Raw genomic sequence first — 23,327 nt, forward strand, 5'->3', positions numbered from 1 at the left:
GCAGGCCTTGCCATGACTCCTCTTCGCCATCTGCCCCGCTATGCCCTGTGCCTGAGCCTGCTGGCCAGCGCCCTGGCCGTGCATGCCGAACAGAGCCCGCCCGCCGAAGGCGCCGACAAGGGCGAGGCCAAGCCCGAGCAACGGGCGCCGCTGACCGAGCGCAGCGACCTGGAGGCCTCGGCCCTGGAGCGCCAGCTGGCAGCCAGCGAACAGCAGCAGCTCGACGCCGCCGGCTCGACCTTTCTGGCCCTTTGGCGACCGGCCAACGACCCGGCGCCCATGGGCGCGGTGATCCTGCTGCCAGGCGACGATGAAAGCGCCGACGCGCCGCCGACCGTCGGCCCGCTGCGCCGCAAACTGCCCGACGCCGGCTGGCATAGCCTCAGCCTGACCCTGCCGGACCCGCAGGGCGCCAACCTGCCCGTGCGCCTCGTCGAGCCAGCCGCGGGCGGCGCCGACAAAGCTGCGCAGCCCGGCGCCGAGAAAGCGCCGGAACCCACCGCGCCAGCGCCCGCCAACGAGGCGCCATCGCCTGACGCCGAAGCGGCCCGCGCGGCTCACGTCGAGCGGGTCTTTGCCCGTATCGATGCCGGCATCGCCTTTGCCGGGCAGCAGCAGGCCAAGGTCGTGGTGCTGCTTGGCCACGGCAGTGGCGCCTACTGGGCGGCGCGCTACATCGCCGAGCGCAAGCCCGCCAACGTGACCCACCTGGTGTTGGTGGACACCCGCCAGCCGGAAGGCTTCGACGCGCCATTCAATGACCTGCTGGCGCAGCTCACTGCCAAGGTCGGCGACTTCTATTACCGCGACAGCGCCAGCGCGCGGCAAGCGGCCCTGGCACGCAAGCAACTGAGTCAGCGCCAGAAACAGCCCGCACTGGTGCAGATCAGCCTGGATGCCTTGCCGGGTAATCCCGATGTCGCCCAGGAACAGCTGTTCCGACGCCTGCGCGGCTGGCTGGACAAGCACGCCGGCGGCGCCAAGTAGCCGCCCTAGCGGAAGCCCCGGCGCTGACGAATCAGCGCGTAGGCATGGTGCAGCTCGCGGGTCGCCTCGGTGGCCTCGCGCACTTTCTCGGGCGCCGCGCCGCTGCCGGCCATCTTGTCGGGGTGATGGCGGCTGAGCAGGCGGCGATAGGCCTTCTTGATCTGCTGGACGTCACTGTCGGCGGTCACGCCAAGCAGGCGCAGTGCCTGTTGATAGCTGTCGGCAGCGGCGGTCGGCGGGCCGCGGCGCGGTGAGTAGGCGTCGCTAAGCGCCTCCTGGGCCTCGACGGCGATCCCCAGCCACTTGCCCCACAACAGGATCAGCTCGCGCTCGGCCTGGCCCACCTTGCCGTCGGCCCAGGCCATACGCCAACACGCGCGCAGCAGTTCCTGGGCCTCGTCACGGCGGCGCAGCAGCGGGCCACGCAGGTTGTCCTGGCCGGTCTTGCCCCGCGAGAACGCTTCGATGGCTGCCGCCCTGCCGGCTTCGCCCAGCGCCAGGCGCTGCATTTCTGCACGGGCCTGGCGAATGTGCGCCTGCTGTACCACGCCATCGCTCTTGGCCAGACGGCCGAGCATGACGAACAACAAGGCGTCATCGCGTACGGCGGGCTTGCCGACCAGCCGCTCGCCCAGGGTCTTCCAGCCACGCAAGCCGAGGCGTCGATCCAGCACCTGGCCGAGCAGGCCGCCGAGCAGCAGCCCAGGAATGCTCGCCAGGGCGAAGCCGGCCAACGCGCCCACCAAGGTCAGCGGCCAGTACATATCAGCGCTCGCCCTGCAGCAGCGATTCCACCTCGGCCAGGCGCTCGTGGGTGCCGACATCCACCCAGCGTCCGGTGAAGTGCTCACCCGTCACCTGCCGGCCGGCCATCGCCGCCCTGAGCAGCGGCGCGAGCTTGAACGCGCCGGGCTGGCAGCCCGCGAACAATGCTGGGCTGAGCACGGCAATACCGCTGTAGGTCAGGCTGGCGTCACCGGCTCCGGCATCCGCCACGAGCCCCTCTGCAAGGCGGAAGTCGCCCGCTGGATGGTGGACCGGGTTATCCACCAGCACCAGGTGCGCTGTTTCGCTGAACGGCCTGCGCAGGGTCGAAAAATCGAAATCGGTGAAGATATCGCCGTTGACTACCACAAATGGCTCGTCACCGAGCAACGGCAACGCCTTGAAAATGCCGCCACCGGTTTCCAGCGGCTCACCTTCAGCCGAGTAGCGAATGCGCATGTCGTAGCGCTCGCCATCGCCCAGATAATCTTCGATCTGCTGGCCGAGCCAGGCATGATTGACCACCAGTTCGGTGAAGCCGGCGCGCGCCAAAGCGCGCACGTGATATTCGATCAGCGGCACGCCGGCAGCGCGTACCAGCGGCTTGGGCGTGTGCAAGGTCAGCGGTCGCAGCCGCTCGCCCTTGCCGGCAGCCAGAATCATCGCCTTCATCGATTGGCCTCCGCGGCGCCTTTCAATTGCCCGATCAGCTGGCCGAGCTCGGCCAGCTCCGGGCGCCGCACGAGCACGTCATCTATATAGGCGAAGAAGCGCGGCACGTCGGCCAGGTATCGTGGCTTGCCGTCGCGATGGCAGATGCGCGCGAAGATGCCGATCACCTTGAGGTGGCGTTGCACGCCCATCAGGTCACTGGCACGCAGGAAGTCCGCCAGCTCATCCTGTACGGGAACGCCGGCTGCGCGGGCCTTGTGCCAGTAGCCTTCCAACCAGCCCTGCACGCGCGCCTGGGGCCAACTGAGGAAAGCATCCTTGAACAGACTGGTGATGTCGTAGGTGACCGGCCCGTAGACGGCGTCCTGAAAATCCAGCACGCCGGGATTGGGCTCGCTGATCATCAGATTGCGCGGCATGTAGTCGCGGTGCACCAGCACCTTGGGCTGCGCCAGGGCGCTGTCGATCAACAGCGTGGAGATACGCTGCCAGGCGGCCTGCTGATCGGCATTCAGGGTAAGGCCGAGCTCGCGGGCAACGTACCAATCCGGAAACAATTGCAGCTCGCGGCGCAGCAGGGCGTCGTCGTAGTGCGGCAAGTCGGCGTCCATCGGCAATTGCTGATAGGCCAGCAAGGCATCGATGGCGGGCGCGAACAGCTGATCGGCATTGTCGCTATCGATCACGTCCAGGTAGGTCTGGCGGCCCAGATCACTGAGCAACAGAAAGCCCTGTTCGAGATCCGCCCCGTGGATCTGCGGCACGTTCAGGTCGGCACGGGCCAGCAGATTGGCCACCTCGACGAATGGCTGGCAGTTCTCCTGCGGCGGCGGCGCGTCCATCACGATCAGGCTGCGTGCGGCCGCCTCCCAGCGGAAATATCGGCGAAAACTGGCATCGCTGCTGGCCGGCTGCAGCACCGCATCCGGCACCTGGCCCCAGCCATTGGTAGCGAACAGGGCCTGCAGCTGCGGCTCGAGCCATTGCTGCAGGCGTTGCAAACGTACATCGTGATCAGGCATTGCAAGGGTCTCCGACGGCGCTAGCCGTTGCGCGGGTCATGCTTTATTATCCAGCATCTTTTTCAGCCCATCGAGAGGCGTGCGGCCCCTGGGCCAAAAGCGCACAGGAAGCCCGGAAAACAAGATGGCAGTAAAATACCCCGCTTTTCGCAAGAAATTCCCGCTTCTGGTAACGGGTGGCCTGTTGGCCCTGCAGCCCTTCGCCAGCCCATTCGCCACCGCTGCCGAACAATTCGACTGCCAGGCATCGCCAACCGGCGGCTGGGCTTGTGCGCCGAAAACCAGCAACGCCGCCCTGCCGAGCCGGCCGACCCACAGCGCCAACTCGGTAAGCGCAGGTACCGCCACGACTGCGGCGGCTGCCAAGCCTGATACCAAGGCCGCGCCGACGCAAGTGACCGAAGCCGGTGGCCGTGCCCTGGCATCGCGCAGTGCCGACTACAGCCACCTGGACTGGGTGCCGCGTGAAAAACTCACCAGCGCGCAGCTGGCAGAGATCGGCCCGGCTTGCTCCGGCGCCTACATCGAGCCTACCCGCCCGGGCATGAACGACACCACGCCGATGAGCGAAGCGCCGATGTTCGTATCGGCCAAGGCGTCGCGCTACCAGCAGGAAGAGCAGGTCGCGACCCTCGCCGGTGACGTGGTCGTACGTCAGGCCGGCATGCAGGTCGAAGCCGACGAAGCCAACCTGCACCAGGCCGAGAACCGTGGCGAGCTGGTCGGCAACGTCCGCCTGCGCGACAAGGGCGCCCTGGTGGTCGGTGACCGTGGCGAGCTGCAGCTCGACAACGGCGAAGCACGCATCGACAACGCCGAGTACGTGATGCACGCCGCCCACGTGCGCGGCAGCGCCGCCTACGCCAAGCGTGAAGAAACCGCGATCATCCGCCTCAAGGATGGCACCTATACCAGCTGCGAACCGGGCAGCAACGCCTGGCATCTGACCGGTAACAACATCACCCTGAACCCGGCGACCGGTTTCGGCACCGCGACCAACGTCACGCTGCGGGTCAAGGATTTTCCGGTCTTCTACACGCCGTACATCTATTTCCCGATCGACGACCGTCGCCAGTCCGGTTTCCTGCCGCCGAGCTTCGGCAGTTCGGGCAGCAACGGCCTGACCCTGCAGACCCCGTACTACTTCAACCTGGCGCCGAACTTCGACGCCACGCTGTACCCGACCTACATGGCCAAACGCGGCCTGCTGCTCGAAGGCGAGTACCGCTACCTGACCCGCAACAGCGAAGGCCAGGTCGGCGCGGCCTACCTGGACGACCAGGAAGACGAGCGTAAACTGCAGTCGGGCTACAAGGACCAGCGCTGGATGTACAGCTGGCAGCACACGCAGGGCCTCAACGACCGCCTGCTGGCCGAGGTCGATTACACCGATATCAGCGATCCCTACTACTTCCAGGATCTGAAGACCGATCTGGGTATCGAAACGTCCAGCTACGTCAACCAGCGCGGTACGCTGACCTGGCGCGGTGACAGCTACACCGCTCGTCTGAACGCCCATGCGTACGAGCTGGCCACCATCACCGATGTCACGCCTTATGATCGCCTGCCGCAGATCACCCTGGATGGCAAGCTGCCGTTCGAGCCGGGTGGCCTGAACTTCACCTACGGCACCGAACTGGTTCGTTTCGAGCGTGACCTGCGCAACGGTAACTACATCGATCAGAATGGCAACGTCGAAGGCCCGTGGAACGATTTCAACGTGCAGGGTCTGGCACGCGCCAACGGCACCCGCCTGCATGTGGAGCCAGGCGTAAGCCTGCCGCTGGACTGGAGTTGGGGCTACGTCAAACCGCAGATCAAGTACCTGCAGACCAACTACGACCTGGATCTAGATCAGCGCGGCAAGCAAACGCTGCTGGCCGACGAACAGTACAGCAGCAGCCAAAGCCGTGGTGTCGGCCTATTCAGCGTCGACAGCGGCCTGTACTTCGACCGCCAGACCTCCCTGTTCGGTCGCGAGGCTCGCCAGACCCTCGAGCCGCGCCTGTTCTATCTCTACGTGCCGGAAGAAGACCAGACCGATATCCCGATCTTCGACACCAGCGAGAGCACCTTCAATTACTCCTCGCTGTGGCGTGAAAATCGCTTCAGCGGCAAGGACCGTATCGGCGACGAGAACAAGATTTCCCTCGGCGTGACCAGCCGCTGGATCGAGCCGAATGGCTTCGAGCGTCAGCGCTTCAGCATCGGCCAGGCCTTCTATTTCGAAGACCGCAAGGTGCAGATGCCGGGTATCGACTACCGCACCCGCGATGAGGCGCAGTCATCGGTATCGCCCTACGCCCTGGAATACATGTACCGCTACAACCAGGACTGGCGCTTCACCTCGGACTTCAACTGGGATCCGGATAGCCACCGCACCCGTTCCGGCAGCGCCATGTTCCACTACCAGCCGGCCGACAACCCACGCAAGATCGTCAATGCCGGTTATCGCTACCGCAACGATACCCTCAACTACGACCAGAGCACCGGTCGCTGGGGTTATGGCAGCGATTACGGTACGCCAGGTACGGACACCTTCATCAAGGACTACTACAAGATCAGCCAGCATGACTTCTCGGTCATCTGGCCAATCGGCCCGCAGTGGAGCCTGATCTCGCGCTGGCAGTACGACTACGGTCGCAACCGTACCCTGGAAGCCTTTGGCGGCTTCGAGTACGACAGTTGCTGCTGGAAACTGCGCGTCATCAACCGCTACTGGATCGACTACGACGAGGTCAGCCTCAACCCCTCGCGTAATGATCAGTCCGACAGCGGCATCTTCCTGCAGATCGTCCTCAAAGGCCTGGGTGGCGTGACTGGCAACAACGTTGAGACATTCCTCGACCAAGGCATTCAAGGTTATCGTGAACGTGAAGAGCAAGCTCGCTGAGTGCGTGCGCCCGCTGCTGCTGGGCGCACTGTTTCTGGGTACGGCGGCGCATGCCGACGTACAGCCTCTCAACCGCGTGGTGGCGATCGTCGATAACGACGTGATCATGCAGACCCAACTCGACGCCCGGGTGCGCGAGGTGCAACAGACCATCGCCAAGCGCGGCTCCGAAGTACCGCCGGCCAACGTGCTGACCCAGCAGGTGCTGGATCGCCTGATTCTGGAGAACATCCAGCTGCAGATGGGCGAGCGCTCCGGCATTCGCATCAGCGACGAAGAGCTCAACCAGGCCATGGCCACCATTGCCCAGCGCAACGGCATGACCATCGAGCAGTTCCGCGATGCCCTGGCGAAGGACGGCCTGTCGTTCAACGACGCCCGCGATCAGGTTTCCCGCGAGATGATCATCAGCCGTGTGCGCCAGCGTCGCGTGGCGGAGCGCATTCAGGTCACCGAGCAGGAAGTGAAGAACTTCCTCGCCTCTGACCTGGGCAAGATGCAGCTGTCCGAAGAGTTTCGCCTGGCCAATATCGTCATCCCGGTCCAGGAAGACGCTTCCTCCGACGCCCTGCAAGCCGCCGAGCGCCGTGCTCAGGATCTCTACCAGCAAGCTCGCCAGGGCGCTGATTTCGGCCAGTTGGCGATTGCCAACTCGGCCAGCGAAACCGCACTGGACGGCGGCGACATGGGCTGGCGCAAGGCCGCGCAGTTGCCACCACCGTTCGACAGCATGATCAGCGCCATGGCCGTTGGCGATGTTACCGAGCCGATCCGCACACCAGGCGGCTTCATCCTGCTCAAGGTGCTGGAGAAGCGTGGCGGTGAAGCGGCGGCCGTGCGTGATGAAGTGAACGTGCGCCACATCCTCATCAAACCAAGCGAAATCCGTACCGACGCCGAGGCCAAGGTACTGGCCGAGCGCCTGTATCAGCGTATCGAGTCGGGGGAAGATTTCGCCGAGCTGGCGAAGAACTTCTCCGAAGACCCAGGCTCGGCCCTCAACGGCGGCAGCCTGAGCTGGATCGACCCGAATGCCCTGGTGCCGGAATTCCGCGAGGTGATGAACAACACCGCCAGCGGTGAGGTTTCCAAGCCGTTCAAAAGCCAGTTCGGCTGGCACGTGCTGCAGGTCATGGGCCGCCGCGCCACCGATAGCAGCGAGCAGGTTCGCGAGCAACAGGCGCTGAACCTGCTGCGCAACCGCAAGTATGAAGAAGAGCTGCAAACCTGGCTGCGCCAGATTCGCGACGAAGCCTATGTGGAAATCAAGCTGTAACCCAGCCTGAACGCCACCCGAGCCCGGCCCAGCGCCGGGCTTTTTCATTTATGCCCGGACTAGACTCATAGTCGCCCGCCTAGAGACCGAATGATGCCAGACAGCCTGCGCTTCGCCCTCACCCCAGGAGAACCTGCCGGTATCGGCCCGGATCTATGCCTGCTGCTTACCCGTGAGCAACAGGCCCATGCACTGATCTGCGTCGCCAGTCGCGCATTGCTGCAAGCTCGCGCGGCGGAGCTGGGGCTGCAGATCGAGCTGATCGATGTCGCAGCCGATGGCTGGCCAACCCAGCCCGCCCCCGCCGGCAGCCTGTACGTGTGGGATACGCCGCTGGGTGAACCGGTGATCGCCGGCCAATTGAGCAAAGCCAATGCCGCCTACGTTCTGCAAACACTGACCCGAGCGGCCGAGGGCTGCGTGGACGGCAGCTTCGATGGGCTGATCACCGCCCCCGTACACAAGGGCATCATCAACGAGGCGGGCATGGCCTTTTCCGGCCATACCGAATTTCTTGCCGACCTGACCGGCACGCCCCAGGTGGTGATGATGCTGGCGACCCGCGGCTTGCGGGTCGCCCTGGTCACCACCCACCTGCCGCTCAAGGACGTTGCCAGCGCCATCACCGCCGAGCGCCTGCAGCGCGTGACCCGTATCCTGCAGGCCGATCTGCGCGACAAGTTCGGCATCGCCAGGCCGCGCATCCTGGTTTGCGGCCTCAACCCCCATGCCGGCGAAGGCGGCCACCTGGGCCGCGAGGAGATCGAGATCATCGAACCTGCCCTCAAGCAGTTACGCGCCGAGGGTATGGATCTGGTCGGCCCACTGCCGGCCGATACGCTGTTCACGCCCAAACACCTGGAACATTGCGACGCGGTGCTCGCCATGTATCACGACCAGGGTCTGCCGGTGCTCAAGTACAAAGGCTTCGGCGCAGCCGTCAACGTGACCCTGGGCCTGCCGATCATCCGCACGTCGGTCGACCACGGCACCGCCCTGGATCTTGCCGGCACCGGCCGCATCGACTGCGGCAGCCTGCAGGTCGCCTTGGAAACCGCCTACGAGATGGCGCACAGCCGCCTGCTCCCATGAACGACAGGCCAGGAGCGGCGAGCGCCGCCGCTCGACGGGCGTTCCCTGCTAAACTGCGCGTTTTCGCCTGACCGCTTTACGCGCTTGCTTGATGCTTGCAGCTTGAAGCCTGGAGCTGCTTTTCAGATGTCCGAGCCTTACCAACACCGCGCGCGCAAGCGCTTCGGCCAGAACTTCCTTCATGACGCCGGGGTGATTCACCGTATCCTGCGCGCCATCCATGCCCGCGAAGGCGAGCACCTGCTGGAGATCGGTCCAGGCCAGGGCGCACTGACCGAAGGCCTGCTCAACAGTGGCGCCCAACTGGACGTGATCGAGCTGGATCTGGACCTGATTCCGATCCTGCAGGCCAAGTTCGCCGACCAGCCGCGCTTTCGCCTGAACCAGGGCGATGCCCTGAAATTCGACTTCTCGAGTCTGCAGGCAGCGCCCAACAGCCTGCGGGTGGTCGGCAACCTGCCCTATAACATCTCCACGCCGCTGATTTTTCATCTGCTGGACAACGCCCACTTGATCCGCGACATGCACTTCATGTTGCAGAAGGAAGTGGTCGAGCGTCTGGCCGCGGGCCCCGGTGGCGGCGACTGGGGCCGGCTGTCGATCATGGTGCAGTACCACTGCCAGGTGGAACACCTGTTCAACGTCGGCCCGGGGGCCTTCAACCCGCCGCCCAAGGTCGACTCGGCCATCGTGCGCCTGATGCCGCACAAGGTGCTACCGCACCCGGCCAAGGATCATCGCCTGCTCGAACGGGTGGTTCGCGAAGCCTTCAACCAGCGCCGCAAGACCTTGCGCAACACCCTCAAGGCACTGCTGCCGGCCAGCGAGATCGAAGCGGCCGGCGTCGATGGCAGCCTGCGCCCCGAGCAGCTGGATCTGGCCGCTTTCGTGCGCCTGGCCGACCAGCTGGCCCTGCAACCCGCGCCTTCGCCCACCTGATTGATCGAGTGCCCATGTCCGACCCTCGTTACCAGATCGACGTCAACATCGTCACCCGCTACCTGCCAGCGCAGTCGCAGCCCGAGCAGAACCGCTTCGCTTTCGCCTACGACGTGACCATCCACAACGCCGGCGAGCTGCCGGCGCAATTGCTGGCGCGCCACTGGGTGATCACCGACGGCAACGGCCAGGTTCAGGAAGTGCGCGGCGCAGGCGTGATCGGCGAACAACCGCTGATCGCTCCGGGCGAAAGTCACCGCTACAGCAGCGGCACGCTGCTGGCCACCCAGGTCGGCACCATGCAAGGCAGCTATCAGATGCTGGCTGACGACGGCCAGCGCTTCGATGCGCCGATCGCGCCCTTCCGCCTCGCCGTTCCAGGCGCCCTGCACTAAGGGTCTACCCCCGTTTCGTTCGTGGCCGCGCCGGAGCCACTATTTGCGCGAGGCAAGGCATGAGGAGAAAAGTTTGGTTATTCCAAATGAACGACGAATAACGCAGCATCGCGCAAAAAGTGGCCCGGCCCTTCGGGTTGCGCGAAAAATTGCACCATGCTGCGTTGCGAGGCTTGGCAAGGGAGCGACCATTACCTGCGCCTCGCGCCTTACCTGGTGCAATTTTTCGCAGCAACGCGGCTCACGACGAAACGGGGGTAGACCCTAATGGCTACCTATGCCGTCGGCGACCTGCAGGGTTGCCTGAAGCCGCTGCAGTGCTTGCTCGAACGCGTGGCCTTCGATCCGGCCCGTGACCGACTGTGGCTGGTGGGTGACCTGGTCAACCGCGGCCCGGCCTCCCTGGAGACCCTGCGTTTTCTGTACGGCATGCGCGATGCGCTGGTCTGCGTGCTGGGCAATCATGACCTGCACCTGCTCGCCGCCTCGCGCAATATCGAGCGCCTCAAGCGAGGCGACACCCTGCGCGAGATCCTCGAGGCGCCGGATCGCGACGAGCTGCTGGACTGGCTGCGCCAGCAGAAGCTGCTGCATTACGATGAACAGCGCGACACCGCTCTGGTACACGCCGGCATACCGCCGCAGTGGCACATCGGCAAGGCGCTGCGCCGCGCGGCCGAAGTCGAGAACGCGCTGCGCGACGACGCCCTGTACCCGATGTTTCTCGACGGCATGTACGGTAACGAGCCGGCGCGCTGGGACAAGGAACTGCAGGGCATCGCCCGGCTGCGGGTGATCACCAACTATTTCACCCGCATGCGCTTCTGCAAGGCCGACGGCACCCTGGACCTGAAGAGCAAGGAAGGCCTGGATACCGCACCAGCCGGCTATATACCCTGGTTCAGCCACAAGCACCGCAAGACACGTGACCAGAAGATCATCTTCGGCCACTGGGCGGCCCTTGAAGGCCACTGCGACGAACCCGGTGTGTTTGCCCTGGATTCGGGCTGCGTCTGGGGCGGCAGCATGACCCTGATGAACATCGATAGCGGCGAGTACCATCGCTGCGACTGTAGCGAGGAAACAGCATGAGCGAGTTCAAACGCATCGCCCCCGAGCAGGCCCAGGCACTGCGCGAAAAAGGCGCCGTGGTGGTCGACATCCGCGATCCGCAAAGCTTCGCGGCCGGCCACATCAGCGACTCCCAGCACCTGGATAACTATTCGCTGGCTGACTTCATCGCCAGGGCAGATCTCGATGCCCCGCTGATCGTCACCTGCTATCACGGCAATTCCAGCCAGAGCGCCGCAGCCTATCTGGTCGGCCAAGGGTTCTCTGAGGTCTACAGCCTCGACGGCGGCTTCGAACTGTGGCGCAGCACCTATCCCCAGGACACCGAAGCCAGCCAGGCCGAGTGACATGGCCACAGGCCATCTTCCGCGCCGCCGCGGCGCCCGGAAGATGGCTCGGCATAAATATTTTCCTTCGCCAGCCCCCCGCCAATGCTGGGCTTGGGTGCCTGCGCGGCGTCGCCATGACGTTTCGCACGGCAATTGCGCCTTGACCTTGCCGATTACCAACTATCCTTGTCTTAGGCCATCCCAATTCAGGTAGCCGGCCAACCGGCCGAACGGGCCATCGGTACTCACCTTCAGCAGCCAGCCAGAGCCACGCGACACAGGGTCAGGCGGGAGAAGGCAGCCGATACGCCTTGCGCGAGACACGCAAGGCGGCTGTCCTCAACCTGCCATGCGACGGACAGCCGACCATGAGGTTCTGACTGACCAAAGGGGTGTTTGGGGGATTCATCTCGGCAGCGCGAGCGCCGAGTCTGCATGCACCCGCTCGACCGATCCCGGCCGGCTCCCAGCATCGAGCGAGGTGAAGTCATGAGCATTTTCAGTCACTTCCAACAACGATTCGAGGCGACGCGCCAGGAGGAGTACTCCCTGCAGGAGTACCTCGAACTGTGCAAGCAGGATCGCAGCGCCTACGCCAGCGCGTCCGAGCGCTTGCTGATGGCCATCGGCGAACCGGAGCTGCTCGATACTTCCCATAATCCGCGGATGTCGCGCATCTTTTCCAACAAGGTGATTCGCCGTTACCCCGCCTTTGCCGACTTTCACGGCATGGAAGAATGCATCGAGCAGATCGTTTCCTACTTCCGTCACGCTGCTCAGGGCCTGGAAGAGAAGAAGCAAATCCTCTACCTGCTCGGTCCGGTCGGCGGCGGCAAATCCTCGCTGGCCGAGAAGCTCAAGCAGTTGATGGAAAAGGTGCCCTTCTACGCCATCAAGGGTTCACCGGTGTTCGAGTCACCGCTGGGCCTGTTCAACGCCGCCGAGGACGCTGCGATCCTCGAAGAGGACTACGGCATTTCCCGGCGCTACCTGGGCAGCATCATGTCGCCCTGGGCCAGCAAGCGCCTGGCCGAGTTCGGCGGTGACATCAGCCAGTTTCGCGTGGTCAAGCTCTACCCGTCGATCCTCAACCAGATCGCCATCGCCAAGACCGAGCCGGGCGACGAGAACAACCAGGACATTTCCGCCCTGGTCGGCAAGGTGGATATCCGCAAGCTCGAGGAATTTCCGCAGAACGATGCCGACGCGTACAGCTATTCGGGCGCGCTGTGCCGGGCCAACCAGGGCCTGATGGAATTCGTCGAGATGTTCAAGGCGCCGATCAAGGTGCTGCACCCGCTGCTCACCGCCACCCAGGAAGGCAACTACAACAGCACCGAAGGGCTGGGCGCCATTCCCTACAACGGCATCCTGCTGGCCCACTCCAACGAATCGGAGTGGCACACCTTCCGCAACAACAAGAACAACGAGGCGTTCATCGACCGCATCTACATCGTCAAGGTGCCGTACTGCCTGCGCGTCAGCGACGAGATCAAGATTTACGACAAGCTGCTGGTCAGCAGCTCCCTGGCCAACGCCCATTGCGCCCCCGACACCCTGAAAATGCTCGCCCAGTTCTCCACCCTGTCGCGCCTCAAGGAGCCGGAGAACTCCAACATCTACTCGAAGATGCGCGTCTACGACGGCGAAAACCTCAAGGACACAGATCCCAAGGCCAAGTCGATCCAGGAATACCGCGACGCAGCGGGCGTGGACGAAGGCATGAACGGCCTGTCGACCCGCTTCGCCTTCAAGATTCTCTCCAAGGTCTTCAACTTCGACCCGCACGAAGTGGCCGCCAACCCGGTGCACCTGCTCTATGTGCTCGAGCAGCAGATCGAACAGGAACAGTTCCCGGGCGAGGTACGTGAGCGCTACCTGCGCTTCATCAAGGAATACCTGGCGCCGCGCTATATCGAGTTCATCGGCAAGGAAATCCAGACCGCCTATCTGGAGTCCTACAGCGAGTACGGCCAGAACATCTTCGACCGCTACGTGCTGTACGCCGACTTCTGGATTCAGGATCAGGAGTACCGTGATCCCGAGACCGGGGAAATTCTCAACCGCGTGGCCCTCAACGAGGAACTGGAGAAGATCGAGAAGCCGGCTGGCATCAGTAATCCGAAGGATTTCCGCAACGAGATCGTCAACTTCGTGCTGCGCGCCCGGGCCAACAACAACGGCAAGAACCCGACCTGGCTCAGCTACGAAAAGCTGCGAGTGGTGATCGAGAAGAAGATGTTCTCCAACACCGAGGATCTGCTGCCGGTCATCAGCTTCAACGCCAAGGCCAGCAAGGAGGATCAACAGAAGCACAACGACTTCGTCAAACGCATGGTCGAGCGCGGCTACACCGAGAAGCAGGTGCGCCTGCTGTCCGAGTGGTATCTGCGCGTACGTAAATCGCAGTAAGCGGCCTCTGCTGCGGGCCACGGTCATCTCGCCGTGGCCTGCATCAGCAGTGCCCGGAGGGCTTGTATGAGCTACGTGATCGACCGTCGCCTCAATGGCAAGAACAAGAGCACGGTGAACCGCCAGCGGTTCATTCGCCGCTATCGCGACCACATCAAAAAGGCGGTGGAGGACGCCGTCAGCCGCCGTTCCATCACCGACATGGAGCACGGTGAGCAGATCAGTATTCCCGGCCGCGACATCGACGAGCCGGTGCTGCACCACGGCCGCGGCGGCAAGCAGACCGTCGTGCACCCCGGCAACAAGGAGTTCGTCGCCGGCGAACGGATTCCACGCCCACAAGGCGGTGGCGGCGGCCAGGGTGCCGGCAAGGCCAGCAACTCCGGCGAGGGCATGGACGAGTTCGTGTTCCAGATCACCCAGGAAGAGTTCCTGGACTTCATGTTCGAGGATCTGGAGCTGCCCAATCTGGTCAAGCGCCATCTGACCGGCGCGGAAACCTTCAAGACCGTACGCGCGGGCATCAGCAGCGAGGGCAACCCGTCACGCATCAACATCGTGCGCACACTGCGCTCGGCCCATGCCCGGCGCATCGCGTTATCGGGCAGCAGCCGGGCCAAGCTGCGCGAGGTGAAGGCCGACCTTGAGCGCCTGCGCCGCGAAGAGCCGGACAACTTCAGCGACATCCAGCTGCTCGAAGCCGAGATCGAGCGCCTCAGCGCGCGCATTCATCGCATCCCGTTTCTCGACACCTTCGACCTCAAGTACAACCTGCTGGTCAAGCACCCCAACCCCAGTTCCAAGGCGGTGATGTTCTGCCTGATGGACGTCTCCGGCTCGATGACCCAGGCCACCAAGGACGTCGCCAAGCGCTTCTTCATCCTTCTGTACCTGTTTCTCAAGCGGAACTACGACAAGATCGACGTGGTGTTCATACGCCACCACACCAGTGCCAAGGAAGTGGACGAGGAAGAGTTCTTCTATTCCCGGGAAACCGGCGGCACCATCGTCTCCAGTGCATTGAAGATGATGCAGGAGATCATGGCCGAGCGTTACCCGGCCAACGAATGGAACATCTACGGTGCCCAGGCTTCGGACGGCGACAACTGGAACGACGACTCGCCGATTTGCCGGGATATCCTGATCAAGCAGATCATGCCCTTCGTGCAGTACTTCACCTACGTGGAGATCACCCCACGCGAGCACCAGGCGCTGTGGTTCGAGTACGAGCGAGTGGCCGAAGCCTTCGGCGAAACCTTCGCCCAACAGCAACTGGTATCGGCGGGTGACATCTACCCGGTATTCCGCGAACTGTTTCAGCGGAGGCTCGCCACATGAGCAGCAACAAGAAACGCCAGCCCCTGTCCACGGGCTCGGAATGGACCTTCGAGCTGATTCGCGACTACGACCGGGAAATCAGCCGGCTGGCCGAGCGCTATGCCCTCGACACCTACCCCAACCAGATCGAGGTAATCACCGCCGAGCAGATGATGGACGCCTACGCGTCCGTCGGCATGCCGCTGGGTTATCACCACTGGTCGTACGGCAAGCAGTTCCTCAGCACCGAGAAATCCTACAGCCGCGGGCAGATGGGCCTGGCGTACGAGATCGTGATCAACTCCGACCCGTGCATCGCCTACCTGATGGAGGAAAACACCATCACCATGCAGGCCCTGGTGATCGCCCACGCCTGCTACGGGCACAACAGCTTCTTCAAGGGCAACTACCTGTTCCGCACCTGGACCGACGCCAGTTCGATCATCGACTACCTGGTGTTCGCCAAGCAGTACATCACCCAGTGCGAGGAGCGCCATGGCATCGATGCGGTCGAGGACCTGATCGACTCCTGCCATGCATTGATGAACTACGGCGTGGACCGCTACAAGCGCCCCTACCCCATTTCCGCCGAGGAAGAGCGCCGTCGCCAGAAGGATCGCGAAGAGCACCTGCAGCGGCAGATCAATGACCTGTGGCGCACCATTCCCAAGAGCGCGAGCAAAACCGACGAGAGCGACAACAAGCGCTTTCCCGCCGAACCCCAGGAAAACATCCTGTATTTCCTGGAGAAACACGCCCCGCTGCTCGAGCCCTGGCAGCGTGAAGTGATCCGCATCGTGCGCAAGATCGCCCAGTATTTCTATCCACAACGCCAGACCCAGGTGATGAACGAAGGCTGGGCGACCTTCTGGCATTACACGTTGATGAACGATCTGTACGACGAAGGCCTGGTCACCGACGGTTTCATGATGGAGTTCCTGCAGTCGCACACCAGCGTGGTGTTCCAGCCGTCGTTCGACAGCCCCTACTACAGTGGAATAAACCCCTACGCCCTGGGCTTCGCCATGTACCGCGACATTCGCCGCATCTGCGAGGAGCCCACCGAAGAGGATCGCCGCTGGTTCCCGGACATCGCCGGCAGCGATTGGCTGAGCACCCTGAAATTCGCCATGACCAGCTTCAAGGACGAAAGCTTCATCCTGCAGTACCTGTCGCCCAAGGTGATTCGCGACCTGAAGCTGTTCAGCATTCTCGACGACGACCAGAAAGACGAACTCAGCGTGCCGGCCATCCACGACGAGCCGGGCTATCGCACCATCCGTGAAACCCTTGCGGCTCAGTACAACCTCGGCAATCGTGAGCCCAACGTGCAGATATGGAGCATTGATCGCCGCGGCGACCGCTCGCTGACCCTGCGCCACTTCCAGCACGACCGCAAGCCGCTGGGCAGTTCCACCGAAGAAGTGCTCAAGCACCTGCACCGCCTTTGGGGTTTCGACATTCACCTGCAGACGCTGCAGGGCGATCGGATCGTCAACACCCAGCACGTGCCACCGAGAAACGATGCAGCACAGGATGGCGACCACCCACGTCTGGATCTGCATATCCCTACGCTGTAACCGCGCGACGACAGCCTCCGGCACAGCGGGTATCCTCTGCGCATGACGGAGACTTCTATGCAAATCTACAAAGTCGGTGGCGCCGTGCGCGACCGCCTGCTCGGCCGCCCGGTGACCGAGATCGACTGGGTGGTGGTCGGCGCCACGGCGGACACCCTGCTGGAACAGGGCTATCGCCCGGTGGGCGCGGACTTTCCGGTGTTCCTGCACCCGACGTCGGGCGAGGAATATGCCCTGGCCCGCACCGAACGCAAGAGCGGCCGTGGCTATGGCGGCTTCACCTTTCACGCCAGCCCCGAAGTAACGCTGGAAGAAGACCTGATCCGCCGCGACCTGACCATCAATGCCATCGCTGAAGATCAGCAGGGCAACCTGATCGACCCCTACGGCGGCCAGCGCGACCTCCAGGCCAAGCAACTGCGCCACGTTTCGCCTGCCTTCGCCGAAGACCCGCTGCGCGTGCTGCGCGTCGCCCGCTTCGCGGCCCGCTACGCGCCACTGGGCTTCAGCGTGGCACCCGAGACGCTCGAGCTGATGCGCCAACTGGCCGAGTCCGGCGAGCTGGATGCCCTGACCCCGGAACGCAGTTGGAAGGAGATTTCCCGGGCACTGATGGAGCCGCGCCCGGACGTTTTCATTCAGGTACTGCGCGAGTGCGGCGCCCTGGCCGCCATGCTGCCGGAGGTCGACCGGCTGTTCGGCGTGCCCCAGCCCGCGGCTCATCACCCGGAAATCGATACCGGTGAGCATGTGTTGGCGGTGCTACGCCAGTGCGCCAGGCACGAGCAGCCACTGCCCGTGCGCTGGGCCTGCCTGCTGCACGATGTCGGCAAGGGGCTGACCGATCCCGCCGAGTGGCCGCGGCATATCGCCCACGAGCACCGTGGCATCGGACTGATCGAGGCGATCAACAAACGCTGCAAGGTGCCACGGGAATGCCAGGAGCTGGCCGAGCTGGTCGGCGAATTTCACACCCACGCCCATCGTGCGCTTGAGCTACGCGCCTCGACATTGCTGGAGCTGATGCAACGCTTCGACGTGTTCCGTCGCCCACAACGCTTCGTGGCCTTCGTGGCGGCGTGTGAAATGGATGCCCGGGGTCGTCATGGCCTGGAGGATCGTGACTATCCCCAGGCGGCCTATCTGCTGGCCGCCATGGCCGCGGTACGCGAGGTGGCCGTGCAGCCGCTGCTGGAGCGCGGCTACAAGGGCGCAGAGCTGGGTGAGGCGCTCAATCGTGAGCGCCTCACCGCGCTGAAAGCCTTCAAGCAGGCCAGCGAGAAAACCGGTTAAGGCGAAGGTAGAAGCTCGGGCGGCGTCAGCTCCACGCCGCGCCATTGGAACGAGACCGGCCATAGCTGCTGCTCAATACGCGCGTCTCGCCAAAGATCGGCAAAGCGCCGGCCTGCGCCCGGATGTTCGGCCTCGGGCACCAGCAAGGCCAGCGGCCGCAGCACGAAGGCATTCTTGAGGATTTCCGCCCGGGGCAGCACCAGGCCATCGAAATTGCCCACCAGCTCGCCATAGGTCAGTACGTCGATATCCAGCGGCAAGCCCTTGCGGTCCGGCGCATAACGACCGTTGTCGGCCTCGATGAATTTCAACCGCCGATCCAGCTCGGTCAGCGGCAGCGCCGTGCGCCCGGCGATCACCAGGTTGAAGAACGGGCCGCTCTTGATGCCCACCGCCAGGCTTTCGAAGACCGGCGAGCAGCGCATGTCGGTGACGATTTCGGCCAGGGCATCGAGCCCGGCGCACAGGTGCGCCTCGCGCTCGATATTGCTGCCCAGGCCCAACAGGATTGGCGTTAGCGACATCCGCGCTCGATCTCCACACCGACACCACCACGGGCCGCCGGCACAGCGCCCGGCTTGGTCACACGCAAGCGCACCCAGGGAATGTCGAATTCGCTCATCAGCAGCGCCACCAGGCGCTCGGCGAAGGTTTCCACGAGGATGAACTGGGATTCGCTGGCGAAAGCCTGGATGCGCGTCGACAGCGTGGCGTAATCCAGGGCCTTGCTGAGGTCATCGTCCAAGGCGGCCGGACGATTGTCCCAGCCCAGCCACAGATCCAGCTGCAGGCATTGGCGGATGGTGCGTTCCCAGTCGTAGGCACCGATGACGGTGTCGACTTCCAGCCCTGCGATAAACACTGTGTCCAAGCATGCTCTCCACGGCACGACAAGCTCGCCGCACCTCGTTAGAATCGGCCATCCCCCGGCGCGGAATGGATACCATGTTTTGGTTACTGGCGACCCTCGCCTACCTGCTCGGCTCGCTGTCCTTCGCTATCCTGCTCAGCCGCATGACCGGCCTGGCAGACCCGCGCGCCAGCGGTTCGGGCAACCCCGGCGCCACCAACATGCTCAGGGTGGCGGGCAAACGCTTAGCCATTCTCACGCTGATTGGCGATCTGTTCAAAGGTTTGCTGCCGGTACTGATCGCCGCCTACCTCGATTTCACCATTCGAGAGCAGGCCTGGCTGGGCTTGGCCGCGGTGATCGGCCACCTCTACCCGAGCTACTTTCGCTTTCGCGGCGGCAAGGGCGTCGCCACGGCAGCCGGCATGCTGCTGGGGCTCTACCCACCGGCCGCGCTGCTGGCGCTCGGCGCCTGGCTGCTGACCTTCACCCTGACCCGCACCAGCTCCCTGGCGGCACTCACCGCCGCGCCCCTGACACTGCCGCTGCTGGCCTGGCAACAACCGGCGGCGCTGCTGCCGATGTGCGTACTCAGCGGGCTGATCGTCTGGCGCCACCGCCGTAACCTGCGCGACCTGTGGGCCGGCCGCGAACGGCATTTCTGATCAGCGCCTGCTCGTGACAGCGCAGGCTTACCTTTCGATGAAAAAAATGATGCAGGGTGGCGAAAGCGGCCTGTCGCCGAGCCATGCGCGCGAAAAATCGCGGGCATGGACTGGGCGTCCCCGCCCGCTCCCACAGATAATGCGCCGATATACGCTTTTGCTTTCTAGCCGCCCCTTCACCCGCACATCACCAACACACCAACCCTCACAACGCCGGCAACTGCTCCATCGGCCAACGGGCCTGCACGGTGATCGCCAATTCCTCATGCTGCCCGGCCAGCAAACGCTGGCAACCGGCGTAGGCGATCATTGCACCATTGTCGGTACAGAATGCCGGACGCGCATAAAACACGTTGCCCTTCAGCGCTGCCGTCATGTCTTCGAGCGACGTACGCAGCGCCCGGTTGGCACTCACTCCGCCCGCGATTACCAGATTGCTCAGGCCGGTCTGCTTGAGCGCGCGACGGCATTTGATGGTCAGCGTCTCGACCACCGCCTGCTGGAAAGCCAGTGCCACGTCGCAGCGGGACTGCTCGCTGTCATCACCGCTGTCCTGACACTGCTGCCAGGTATTGAGGGTGAAGGTCTTGAGGCCACTGAAGCTGAAATCCAGGCCCGGGCGATCGGTCATCGGTCGCGGGAACACGAAACGCCCCGGAATGCCGCGCTCGGCGAGGCGGGCGATTTCCGGACCACCGGGGTAACGCAGGCCCATCAGTTTGGCGGTCTTGTCGAAGGCTTCGCCGGCCGCGTCGTCCAGGGACTCGCCAAGCAGCTGGTACTGGCCGATGCCGTCGACGCGCACCAACTGGGTATGGCCGCCCGACACCAGCAGGGCGACGAACGGAAACGCCGGCGGCGTCGGCTCGAGCATGGGCGCCAGCAAGTGGCCTTCCATGTGGTGCACGCCAATGGCGGGAATGTCCCAGGCGAACGCCAGGGCCTGGGCGCAGGAGGCACCCACCAGCAGCGCACCCACCAGACCGGGCCCGGCGGTGTAGGCGATGGCGTCGATATCGGTGGCCACGCAACCCGCCTCGTCCAGCACCTGGCGGATCAACGGCAGCATGCGCTTGACATGGTCACGCGAGGCCAGCTCCGGCACCACACCACCATAGGCGCGGTGCAGGTCGATCTGACTGAACAGCGCATCGGCGAGCAGGCCGCGTTCGCTGTCGTAAAGCGCGACACCGGTCTCGTCGCACGAAGTTTCCAATCCCAGAACCAGCATGGTTTCGCCTTCTCTGCCGCTTGCCCAGCGTAAAAGGCCGGCATGATAATCGCCGCTCGGCGGCCCAGACCAGTGCTTTTCGATCAGAGGCTTTGCATTCCGCTTGACGAGGCGGTAACATCCGCAACCCTTAAAAACCTGTGATCTTTCCGTGCCGTTGCCAGGAAGACACAAACCTCCGGTAATAAAGAAGGTAGCCCTGGATGCCAGCCGTCAAAGTTAAAGAGAACGAACCCTTCGACGTAGCTCTGCGTCGTTTCAAGCGCTCCTGCGAAAAAGCCGGTGTTCTGGCCGAAGTTCGTAGCCGCGAATTCTACGAAAAGCCGACCGCCGAGCGTAAGCGCAAAGCCGCTGCCGCTGTTAAGCGTCACGCCAAGAAAGTGCAGCGCGAACAGCGCCGCAGCGTTCGCCTGTACTAATTAGCGTACACGCAACGCCCGAATGCCCGGCTCGGCCGGGCATCATCGCCAAGAACTCCGCATCGCCTACTGGCGAAATGGCGGAGTTTTTGCGTTTGTGCCGCTACATCTTCTGGACACCCTGAGCGTCTATGGCCGGCCTGATCCCACAATCCTTCATCGACGACCTGCTCAACCGCACCGACATCGTCGATGTGGTGAGTTCGCGCATCCAGCTGAAGAAGACCGGCAAGAACTACAGCGCCTGCTGCCCGTTCCACAAGGAAAAGACTCCATCCTTCACGGTCAGCCCGGACAAGCAGTTCTACTACTGCTTCGGCTGCGGTGCGGGTGGCAACGCCCTGGGTTTCGTGATGGATCACGACCAGACGGAGTTTCCCCAGGCCGTCGAGGAACTGGCCAAGCGCGCCGGCATGGAAGTGCCGCGCGAGGACAGCGGCCGCGGCGGTAAACCTCGCCAGGCCACCGACTCGCCACTTTACGCGCTGCTCAAGTCGGCTGCCGACTATTACCGCCAGGCCCTGAAAAGCCATCCGCAGCGCCGCGCCGCGGTCGAGTACCTGAAAGGTCGCGGCCTATCCGGGGAAATCGCCCGGGATTTCGGCCTCGGCTTCGCCCCGCCGGGCTGGGACAACCTGCTCAAGCATCTGGCCGGTGACAGCCTGCAGCACAAGGCGATGATCGATGCCGGCCTGCTGGTGGAGAACCCGGACAGCGGCAAACGCTATGACCGCTTTCGCGACCGGGTGATATTCCCCATTCACGACAGCCGCGGCCGGGTGATCGCCTTTGGCGGCCGCGTGCTGGGCGACGACAAGCCCAAGTACCTGAACTCGCCCGAGACCCCGGTATTTCACAAGGGCCAGGAACTCTATGGCCTGTTTGAGGCGCGCAAGCACAACCGCAACCTCGACGAGATCATGGTGGTCGAGGGCTACATGGATGTCATCGCCCTCGCACAGCAAGGCCTGCGCAACGCGGTGGCGACCCTGGGTACCGCCACCAGCGAAGAGCACCTCAAACGGATCTTCCGCCTGGTACCCAGCGTGCTGTTCTGTTTCGACGGCGACCAGGCCGGGCGCAATGCGGCCTGGCGCGCTCTGGAAGCCGCGCTGCCCAACCTGCAGGACGGTCGCCGCGCACGCTTTCTGTTCCTGCCCGACGGCGAAGACCCGGACACCCTGGTGCGCAGCGAAGGCACCGATGCCTTCCAGGCGCGCATTCATCAACACGCCCAGCCGCTGGCCGACTACTTCTTCCAGCAACTGAGCGAAGAGGCCGACCCCCGCTCGCTGGAAGGCAAAGCGCATCTGGTCACCCTGGCTGCGCCGCTGATCGACAAGATCCCCGGCAACACGCTACGCGCCCTGATGCGCCAGCGCCTGACCCAGATTACCGGCCTGGATGCCAGCGCCATGGGCCAGCCACAGGCGGCGCCTGCGCGGCAATCGAGCGCGCCCGCCCAGCAAAGCCACGACCATCACGCGCCGCCCTTCGAAACCATCCCCGACAGCGCCTATTACGACGCACCACCAGGCTATGAAGAACATGCCGCGCCCGCCCAGGCGTTTGAACGCCCGGCGCGCAAACCCGGCAAGAGTGAATGGAAGAAAGACGGTGGCAAGTGGAAGAAAGGCCGCGAGGATTACCACCCGCCGCGCACCGCGGTGAGCGTCGAATCGCCCCACCTGAGCGCCCTGCGCAGCCTGCTGCATCATCCAGAGCTGGCGCAGAAAGTCGAGGATGTCAGCAACTTCGCCGCCGAAGACGACACATACGCCCAACTATTGGTGGCCCTGGTGGGCACTTTGCAGAAGCAACCGAACCTGCGTTCGCTGCAGCTGATCGCCCGCTGGCACGGCACCGAACAGGGCCGCCTGCTCAAGGTTCTGGCAGAAAAAGAATGGCTGATCGATCACGACAACCTTGAACGGCAGTTTTTCGACACCATAACTACACTTGCCCGTAGCCAGTCGCTGAGGCGACGCGAAACCGCTCTGCGCAGCATCATGCAAAAAAGCCCGAGCGAACTCACCGACGAGGAAAAGGCTCTGTTACGTGAGCATTACAGCAGCCTGAACTCGCCCAGCAAGACCCCAACTGGCGCCTGAGCGCCGAG

Annotated in this window: 21 protein-coding genes; 15 read left to right on the forward strand and 6 right to left on the reverse strand. The window is 63.7% G+C overall.

The features are described from left to right. The first annotated feature begins 12 nt into the window (after nt 1-12). Nucleotides 13-987, forward strand: coding sequence for an alpha/beta hydrolase family protein (locus tag BVH01_RS21185; protein WP_075932226.1), 975 nt, complete (start codon nt 13-15; stop codon nt 985-987). A gap of 5 nt (nt 988-992) precedes the next feature. On the opposite strand, the gene BVH01_RS21190 is transcribed toward BVH01_RS21185, so the two are convergent. Genes BVH01_RS21190 through BVH01_RS21200 form a run of 3 tightly spaced genes read right to left on the reverse strand, consistent with a single transcriptional unit; the run spans nt 993 to nt 3,446 of the window. Next, the gene (locus BVH01_RS21190; protein WP_075932227.1) at nt 993-1,751 is read right to left on the reverse strand and encodes a DnaJ domain-containing protein; all 759 of its coding nucleotides are present in this window, start codon (nt 1,749-1,751) and stop codon (nt 993-995) included. Between the two features lies 1 nt (nt 1,752). After that, on the reverse strand, nt 1,753-2,424 hold the full coding sequence (murU, locus tag BVH01_RS21195) for an N-acetylmuramate alpha-1-phosphate uridylyltransferase MurU (protein ID WP_075932228.1): 672 nt from the start codon (nt 2,422-2,424) through the stop codon (nt 1,753-1,755). Further along, complete coding sequence (locus BVH01_RS21200; RefSeq protein WP_075932229.1) at nt 2,421-3,446, reverse strand: aminoglycoside phosphotransferase family protein; 1,026 nt, start codon at nt 3,444-3,446, stop codon at nt 2,421-2,423. The genes murU and BVH01_RS21200 overlap by 4 nt, the downstream gene beginning before the upstream one ends. Before the next feature lie 124 nt (nt 3,447-3,570). Here BVH01_RS21200 and BVH01_RS21205 point away from each other — a divergent pair, with 124 nt between their 5' ends. The 11 genes from BVH01_RS21205 to BVH01_RS21255 all read left to right on the forward strand — a co-directional run bounded on the left by BVH01_RS21205 (nt 3,571) and on the right by BVH01_RS21255 (nt 18,043). Beyond that, nucleotides 3,571-6,339, forward strand: a complete 2,769-nt coding sequence (locus BVH01_RS21205) for an LPS-assembly protein LptD (protein WP_075932230.1) — start codon at nt 3,571-3,573, stop codon at nt 6,337-6,339. Beyond that, nucleotides 6,320-7,615 (forward strand): peptidylprolyl isomerase, encoded by a 1,296-nt coding sequence (locus BVH01_RS21210; protein ID WP_371915276.1) that lies wholly within the window; start codon nt 6,320-6,322, stop codon nt 7,613-7,615. The genes BVH01_RS21205 and BVH01_RS21210 overlap by 20 nt, the downstream gene beginning before the upstream one ends. A gap of 93 nt (nt 7,616-7,708) precedes the next feature. Then, entirely contained in the window at nt 7,709-8,707 is a 999-nt protein-coding gene (gene pdxA / locus BVH01_RS21215) for a 4-hydroxythreonine-4-phosphate dehydrogenase PdxA (RefSeq protein ID WP_371915617.1), read from the forward strand. Nucleotides 8,708-8,833: 126 nt separating this feature from the next. Further along, entirely contained in the window at nt 8,834-9,646 is an 813-nt protein-coding gene (rsmA, locus tag BVH01_RS21220) for a 16S rRNA (adenine(1518)-N(6)/adenine(1519)-N(6))-dimethyltransferase RsmA (RefSeq protein WP_075932233.1), read from the forward strand. 14 nt (nt 9,647-9,660) lie between these two features. Then, nucleotides 9,661-10,041 (forward strand): Co2+/Mg2+ efflux protein ApaG, encoded by a 381-nt coding sequence (gene apaG, locus BVH01_RS21225; protein ID WP_075932234.1) that lies wholly within the window; start codon nt 9,661-9,663, stop codon nt 10,039-10,041. A 267-nt stretch (nt 10,042-10,308) separates the two neighbouring features. Beyond that, entirely contained in the window at nt 10,309-11,133 is an 825-nt protein-coding gene (locus tag BVH01_RS21230) for a symmetrical bis(5'-nucleosyl)-tetraphosphatase (protein WP_075932235.1), read from the forward strand. Further along, nucleotides 11,130-11,459 (forward strand): thiosulfate sulfurtransferase GlpE, encoded by a 330-nt coding sequence (gene glpE / locus BVH01_RS21235; RefSeq protein WP_075932236.1) that lies wholly within the window; start codon nt 11,130-11,132, stop codon nt 11,457-11,459. Before BVH01_RS21230 ends, glpE begins: the two co-directional genes overlap by 4 nt. Before the next feature lie 471 nt (nt 11,460-11,930). Continuing rightward, the gene (locus BVH01_RS21240) at nt 11,931-13,853 is read left to right on the forward strand and encodes a PrkA family serine protein kinase (protein ID WP_075932237.1); all 1,923 of its coding nucleotides are present in this window, start codon (nt 11,931-11,933) and stop codon (nt 13,851-13,853) included. A 66-nt stretch (nt 13,854-13,919) separates the two neighbouring features. Then, on the forward strand, nt 13,920-15,191 hold the full coding sequence (locus BVH01_RS21245) for a YeaH/YhbH family protein (RefSeq protein WP_075932238.1): 1,272 nt from the start codon (nt 13,920-13,922) through the stop codon (nt 15,189-15,191). Next, the gene (locus BVH01_RS21250; RefSeq protein ID WP_075932239.1) at nt 15,188-16,750 is read left to right on the forward strand and encodes a SpoVR family protein; all 1,563 of its coding nucleotides are present in this window, start codon (nt 15,188-15,190) and stop codon (nt 16,748-16,750) included. The genes BVH01_RS21245 and BVH01_RS21250 overlap by 4 nt, the downstream gene beginning before the upstream one ends. 57 nt (nt 16,751-16,807) lie before the next feature. Further along, nucleotides 16,808-18,043 carry a multifunctional CCA addition/repair protein gene (locus BVH01_RS21255; RefSeq protein WP_075932240.1) on the forward strand — a complete coding sequence of 412 codons (1,236 nt, stop codon included), beginning with the start codon at nt 16,808-16,810 and terminating at the stop codon, nt 18,041-18,043. Here the strand turns inward: BVH01_RS21255 and folK are convergent. After that, nucleotides 18,040-18,567, reverse strand: coding sequence for a 2-amino-4-hydroxy-6-hydroxymethyldihydropteridine diphosphokinase (gene folK, locus BVH01_RS21260; protein WP_075932241.1), 528 nt, complete (start codon nt 18,565-18,567; stop codon nt 18,040-18,042). The two genes, BVH01_RS21255 and folK, sit on opposite strands and share 4 nt — an antisense overlap. Continuing rightward, complete coding sequence (gene folB / locus BVH01_RS21265; protein ID WP_075932242.1) at nt 18,558-18,914, reverse strand: dihydroneopterin aldolase; 357 nt, start codon at nt 18,912-18,914, stop codon at nt 18,558-18,560. Before folB ends, folK begins: the two co-directional genes overlap by 10 nt. A gap of 74 nt (nt 18,915-18,988) precedes the next feature. Here folB and plsY point away from each other — a divergent pair, with 74 nt between their 5' ends. After that, nucleotides 18,989-19,558, forward strand: a complete 570-nt coding sequence (gene plsY / locus BVH01_RS21270; protein ID WP_075932609.1) for a glycerol-3-phosphate 1-O-acyltransferase PlsY — start codon at nt 18,989-18,991, stop codon at nt 19,556-19,558. 205 nt (nt 19,559-19,763) lie between these two features. Here plsY and tsaD read toward each other — a convergent pair whose 3' ends face one another. Further along, the gene (tsaD, locus tag BVH01_RS21275; protein ID WP_075932243.1) at nt 19,764-20,789 is read right to left on the reverse strand and encodes a tRNA (adenosine(37)-N6)-threonylcarbamoyltransferase complex transferase subunit TsaD; all 1,026 of its coding nucleotides are present in this window, start codon (nt 20,787-20,789) and stop codon (nt 19,764-19,766) included. Between the two features lie 203 nt (nt 20,790-20,992). On the opposite strand from tsaD, the gene rpsU reads away from it, so the two are divergent. Both rpsU and dnaG read left to right on the forward strand, forming a co-directional pair. Then, nucleotides 20,993-21,208, forward strand: coding sequence for a 30S ribosomal protein S21 (rpsU, locus tag BVH01_RS21280; RefSeq protein ID WP_003290642.1), 216 nt, complete (start codon nt 20,993-20,995; stop codon nt 21,206-21,208). A gap of 131 nt (nt 21,209-21,339) precedes the next feature. After that, nucleotides 21,340-23,319 carry a DNA primase gene (gene dnaG / locus BVH01_RS21285; RefSeq protein ID WP_075932244.1) on the forward strand — a complete coding sequence of 660 codons (1,980 nt, stop codon included), beginning with the start codon at nt 21,340-21,342 and terminating at the stop codon, nt 23,317-23,319. Nucleotides 23,320-23,327 lie beyond the last annotated feature (8 nt).

The organism is Pseudomonas sp. PA1(2017), assembly GCF_001945375.1.
GTDB lineage: Bacteria > Pseudomonadota > Gammaproteobacteria > Pseudomonadales > Pseudomonadaceae > Aquipseudomonas.

Coding starts and splice junctions, on each gene's coding strand:
- BVH01_RS21185 (WP_075932226.1), top strand. CDS start 13: ATGACTCCTCTTCGCCATCTGCCCCGCTATGCCCTGTGCCTGAGCCTG.
- BVH01_RS21190 (WP_075932227.1), bottom strand. CDS start 1,751: ATGTACTGGCCGCTGACCTTGGTGGGCGCGTTGGCCGGCTTCGCCCTG.
- murU (WP_075932228.1), bottom strand. CDS start 2,424: ATGAAGGCGATGATTCTGGCTGCCGGCAAGGGCGAGCGGCTGCGACCG.
- BVH01_RS21200 (WP_075932229.1), bottom strand. CDS start 3,446: ATGCCTGATCACGATGTACGTTTGCAACGCCTGCAGCAATGGCTCGAG.
- BVH01_RS21205 (WP_075932230.1), top strand. CDS start 3,571: ATGGCAGTAAAATACCCCGCTTTTCGCAAGAAATTCCCGCTTCTGGTA.
- pdxA (WP_371915617.1), top strand. CDS start 7,709: ATGCCAGACAGCCTGCGCTTCGCCCTCACCCCAGGAGAACCTGCCGGT.
- rsmA (WP_075932233.1), top strand. CDS start 8,834: ATGTCCGAGCCTTACCAACACCGCGCGCGCAAGCGCTTCGGCCAGAAC.
- apaG (WP_075932234.1), top strand. CDS start 9,661: ATGTCCGACCCTCGTTACCAGATCGACGTCAACATCGTCACCCGCTAC.
- BVH01_RS21230 (WP_075932235.1), top strand. CDS start 10,309: ATGGCTACCTATGCCGTCGGCGACCTGCAGGGTTGCCTGAAGCCGCTG.
- glpE (WP_075932236.1), top strand. CDS start 11,130: ATGAGCGAGTTCAAACGCATCGCCCCCGAGCAGGCCCAGGCACTGCGC.
- BVH01_RS21240 (WP_075932237.1), top strand. CDS start 11,931: ATGAGCATTTTCAGTCACTTCCAACAACGATTCGAGGCGACGCGCCAG.
- BVH01_RS21245 (WP_075932238.1), top strand. CDS start 13,920: ATGAGCTACGTGATCGACCGTCGCCTCAATGGCAAGAACAAGAGCACG.
- BVH01_RS21250 (WP_075932239.1), top strand. CDS start 15,188: ATGAGCAGCAACAAGAAACGCCAGCCCCTGTCCACGGGCTCGGAATGG.
- BVH01_RS21255 (WP_075932240.1), top strand. CDS start 16,808: ATGCAAATCTACAAAGTCGGTGGCGCCGTGCGCGACCGCCTGCTCGGC.
- folK (WP_075932241.1), bottom strand. CDS start 18,567: ATGTCGCTAACGCCAATCCTGTTGGGCCTGGGCAGCAATATCGAGCGC.
- plsY (WP_075932609.1), top strand. CDS start 18,989: ATGTTTTGGTTACTGGCGACCCTCGCCTACCTGCTCGGCTCGCTGTCC.
- tsaD (WP_075932243.1), bottom strand. CDS start 20,789: ATGCTGGTTCTGGGATTGGAAACTTCGTGCGACGAGACCGGTGTCGCG.
- rpsU (WP_003290642.1), top strand. CDS start 20,993: ATGCCAGCCGTCAAAGTTAAAGAGAACGAACCCTTCGACGTAGCTCTG.
- dnaG (WP_075932244.1), top strand. CDS start 21,340: ATGGCCGGCCTGATCCCACAATCCTTCATCGACGACCTGCTCAACCGC.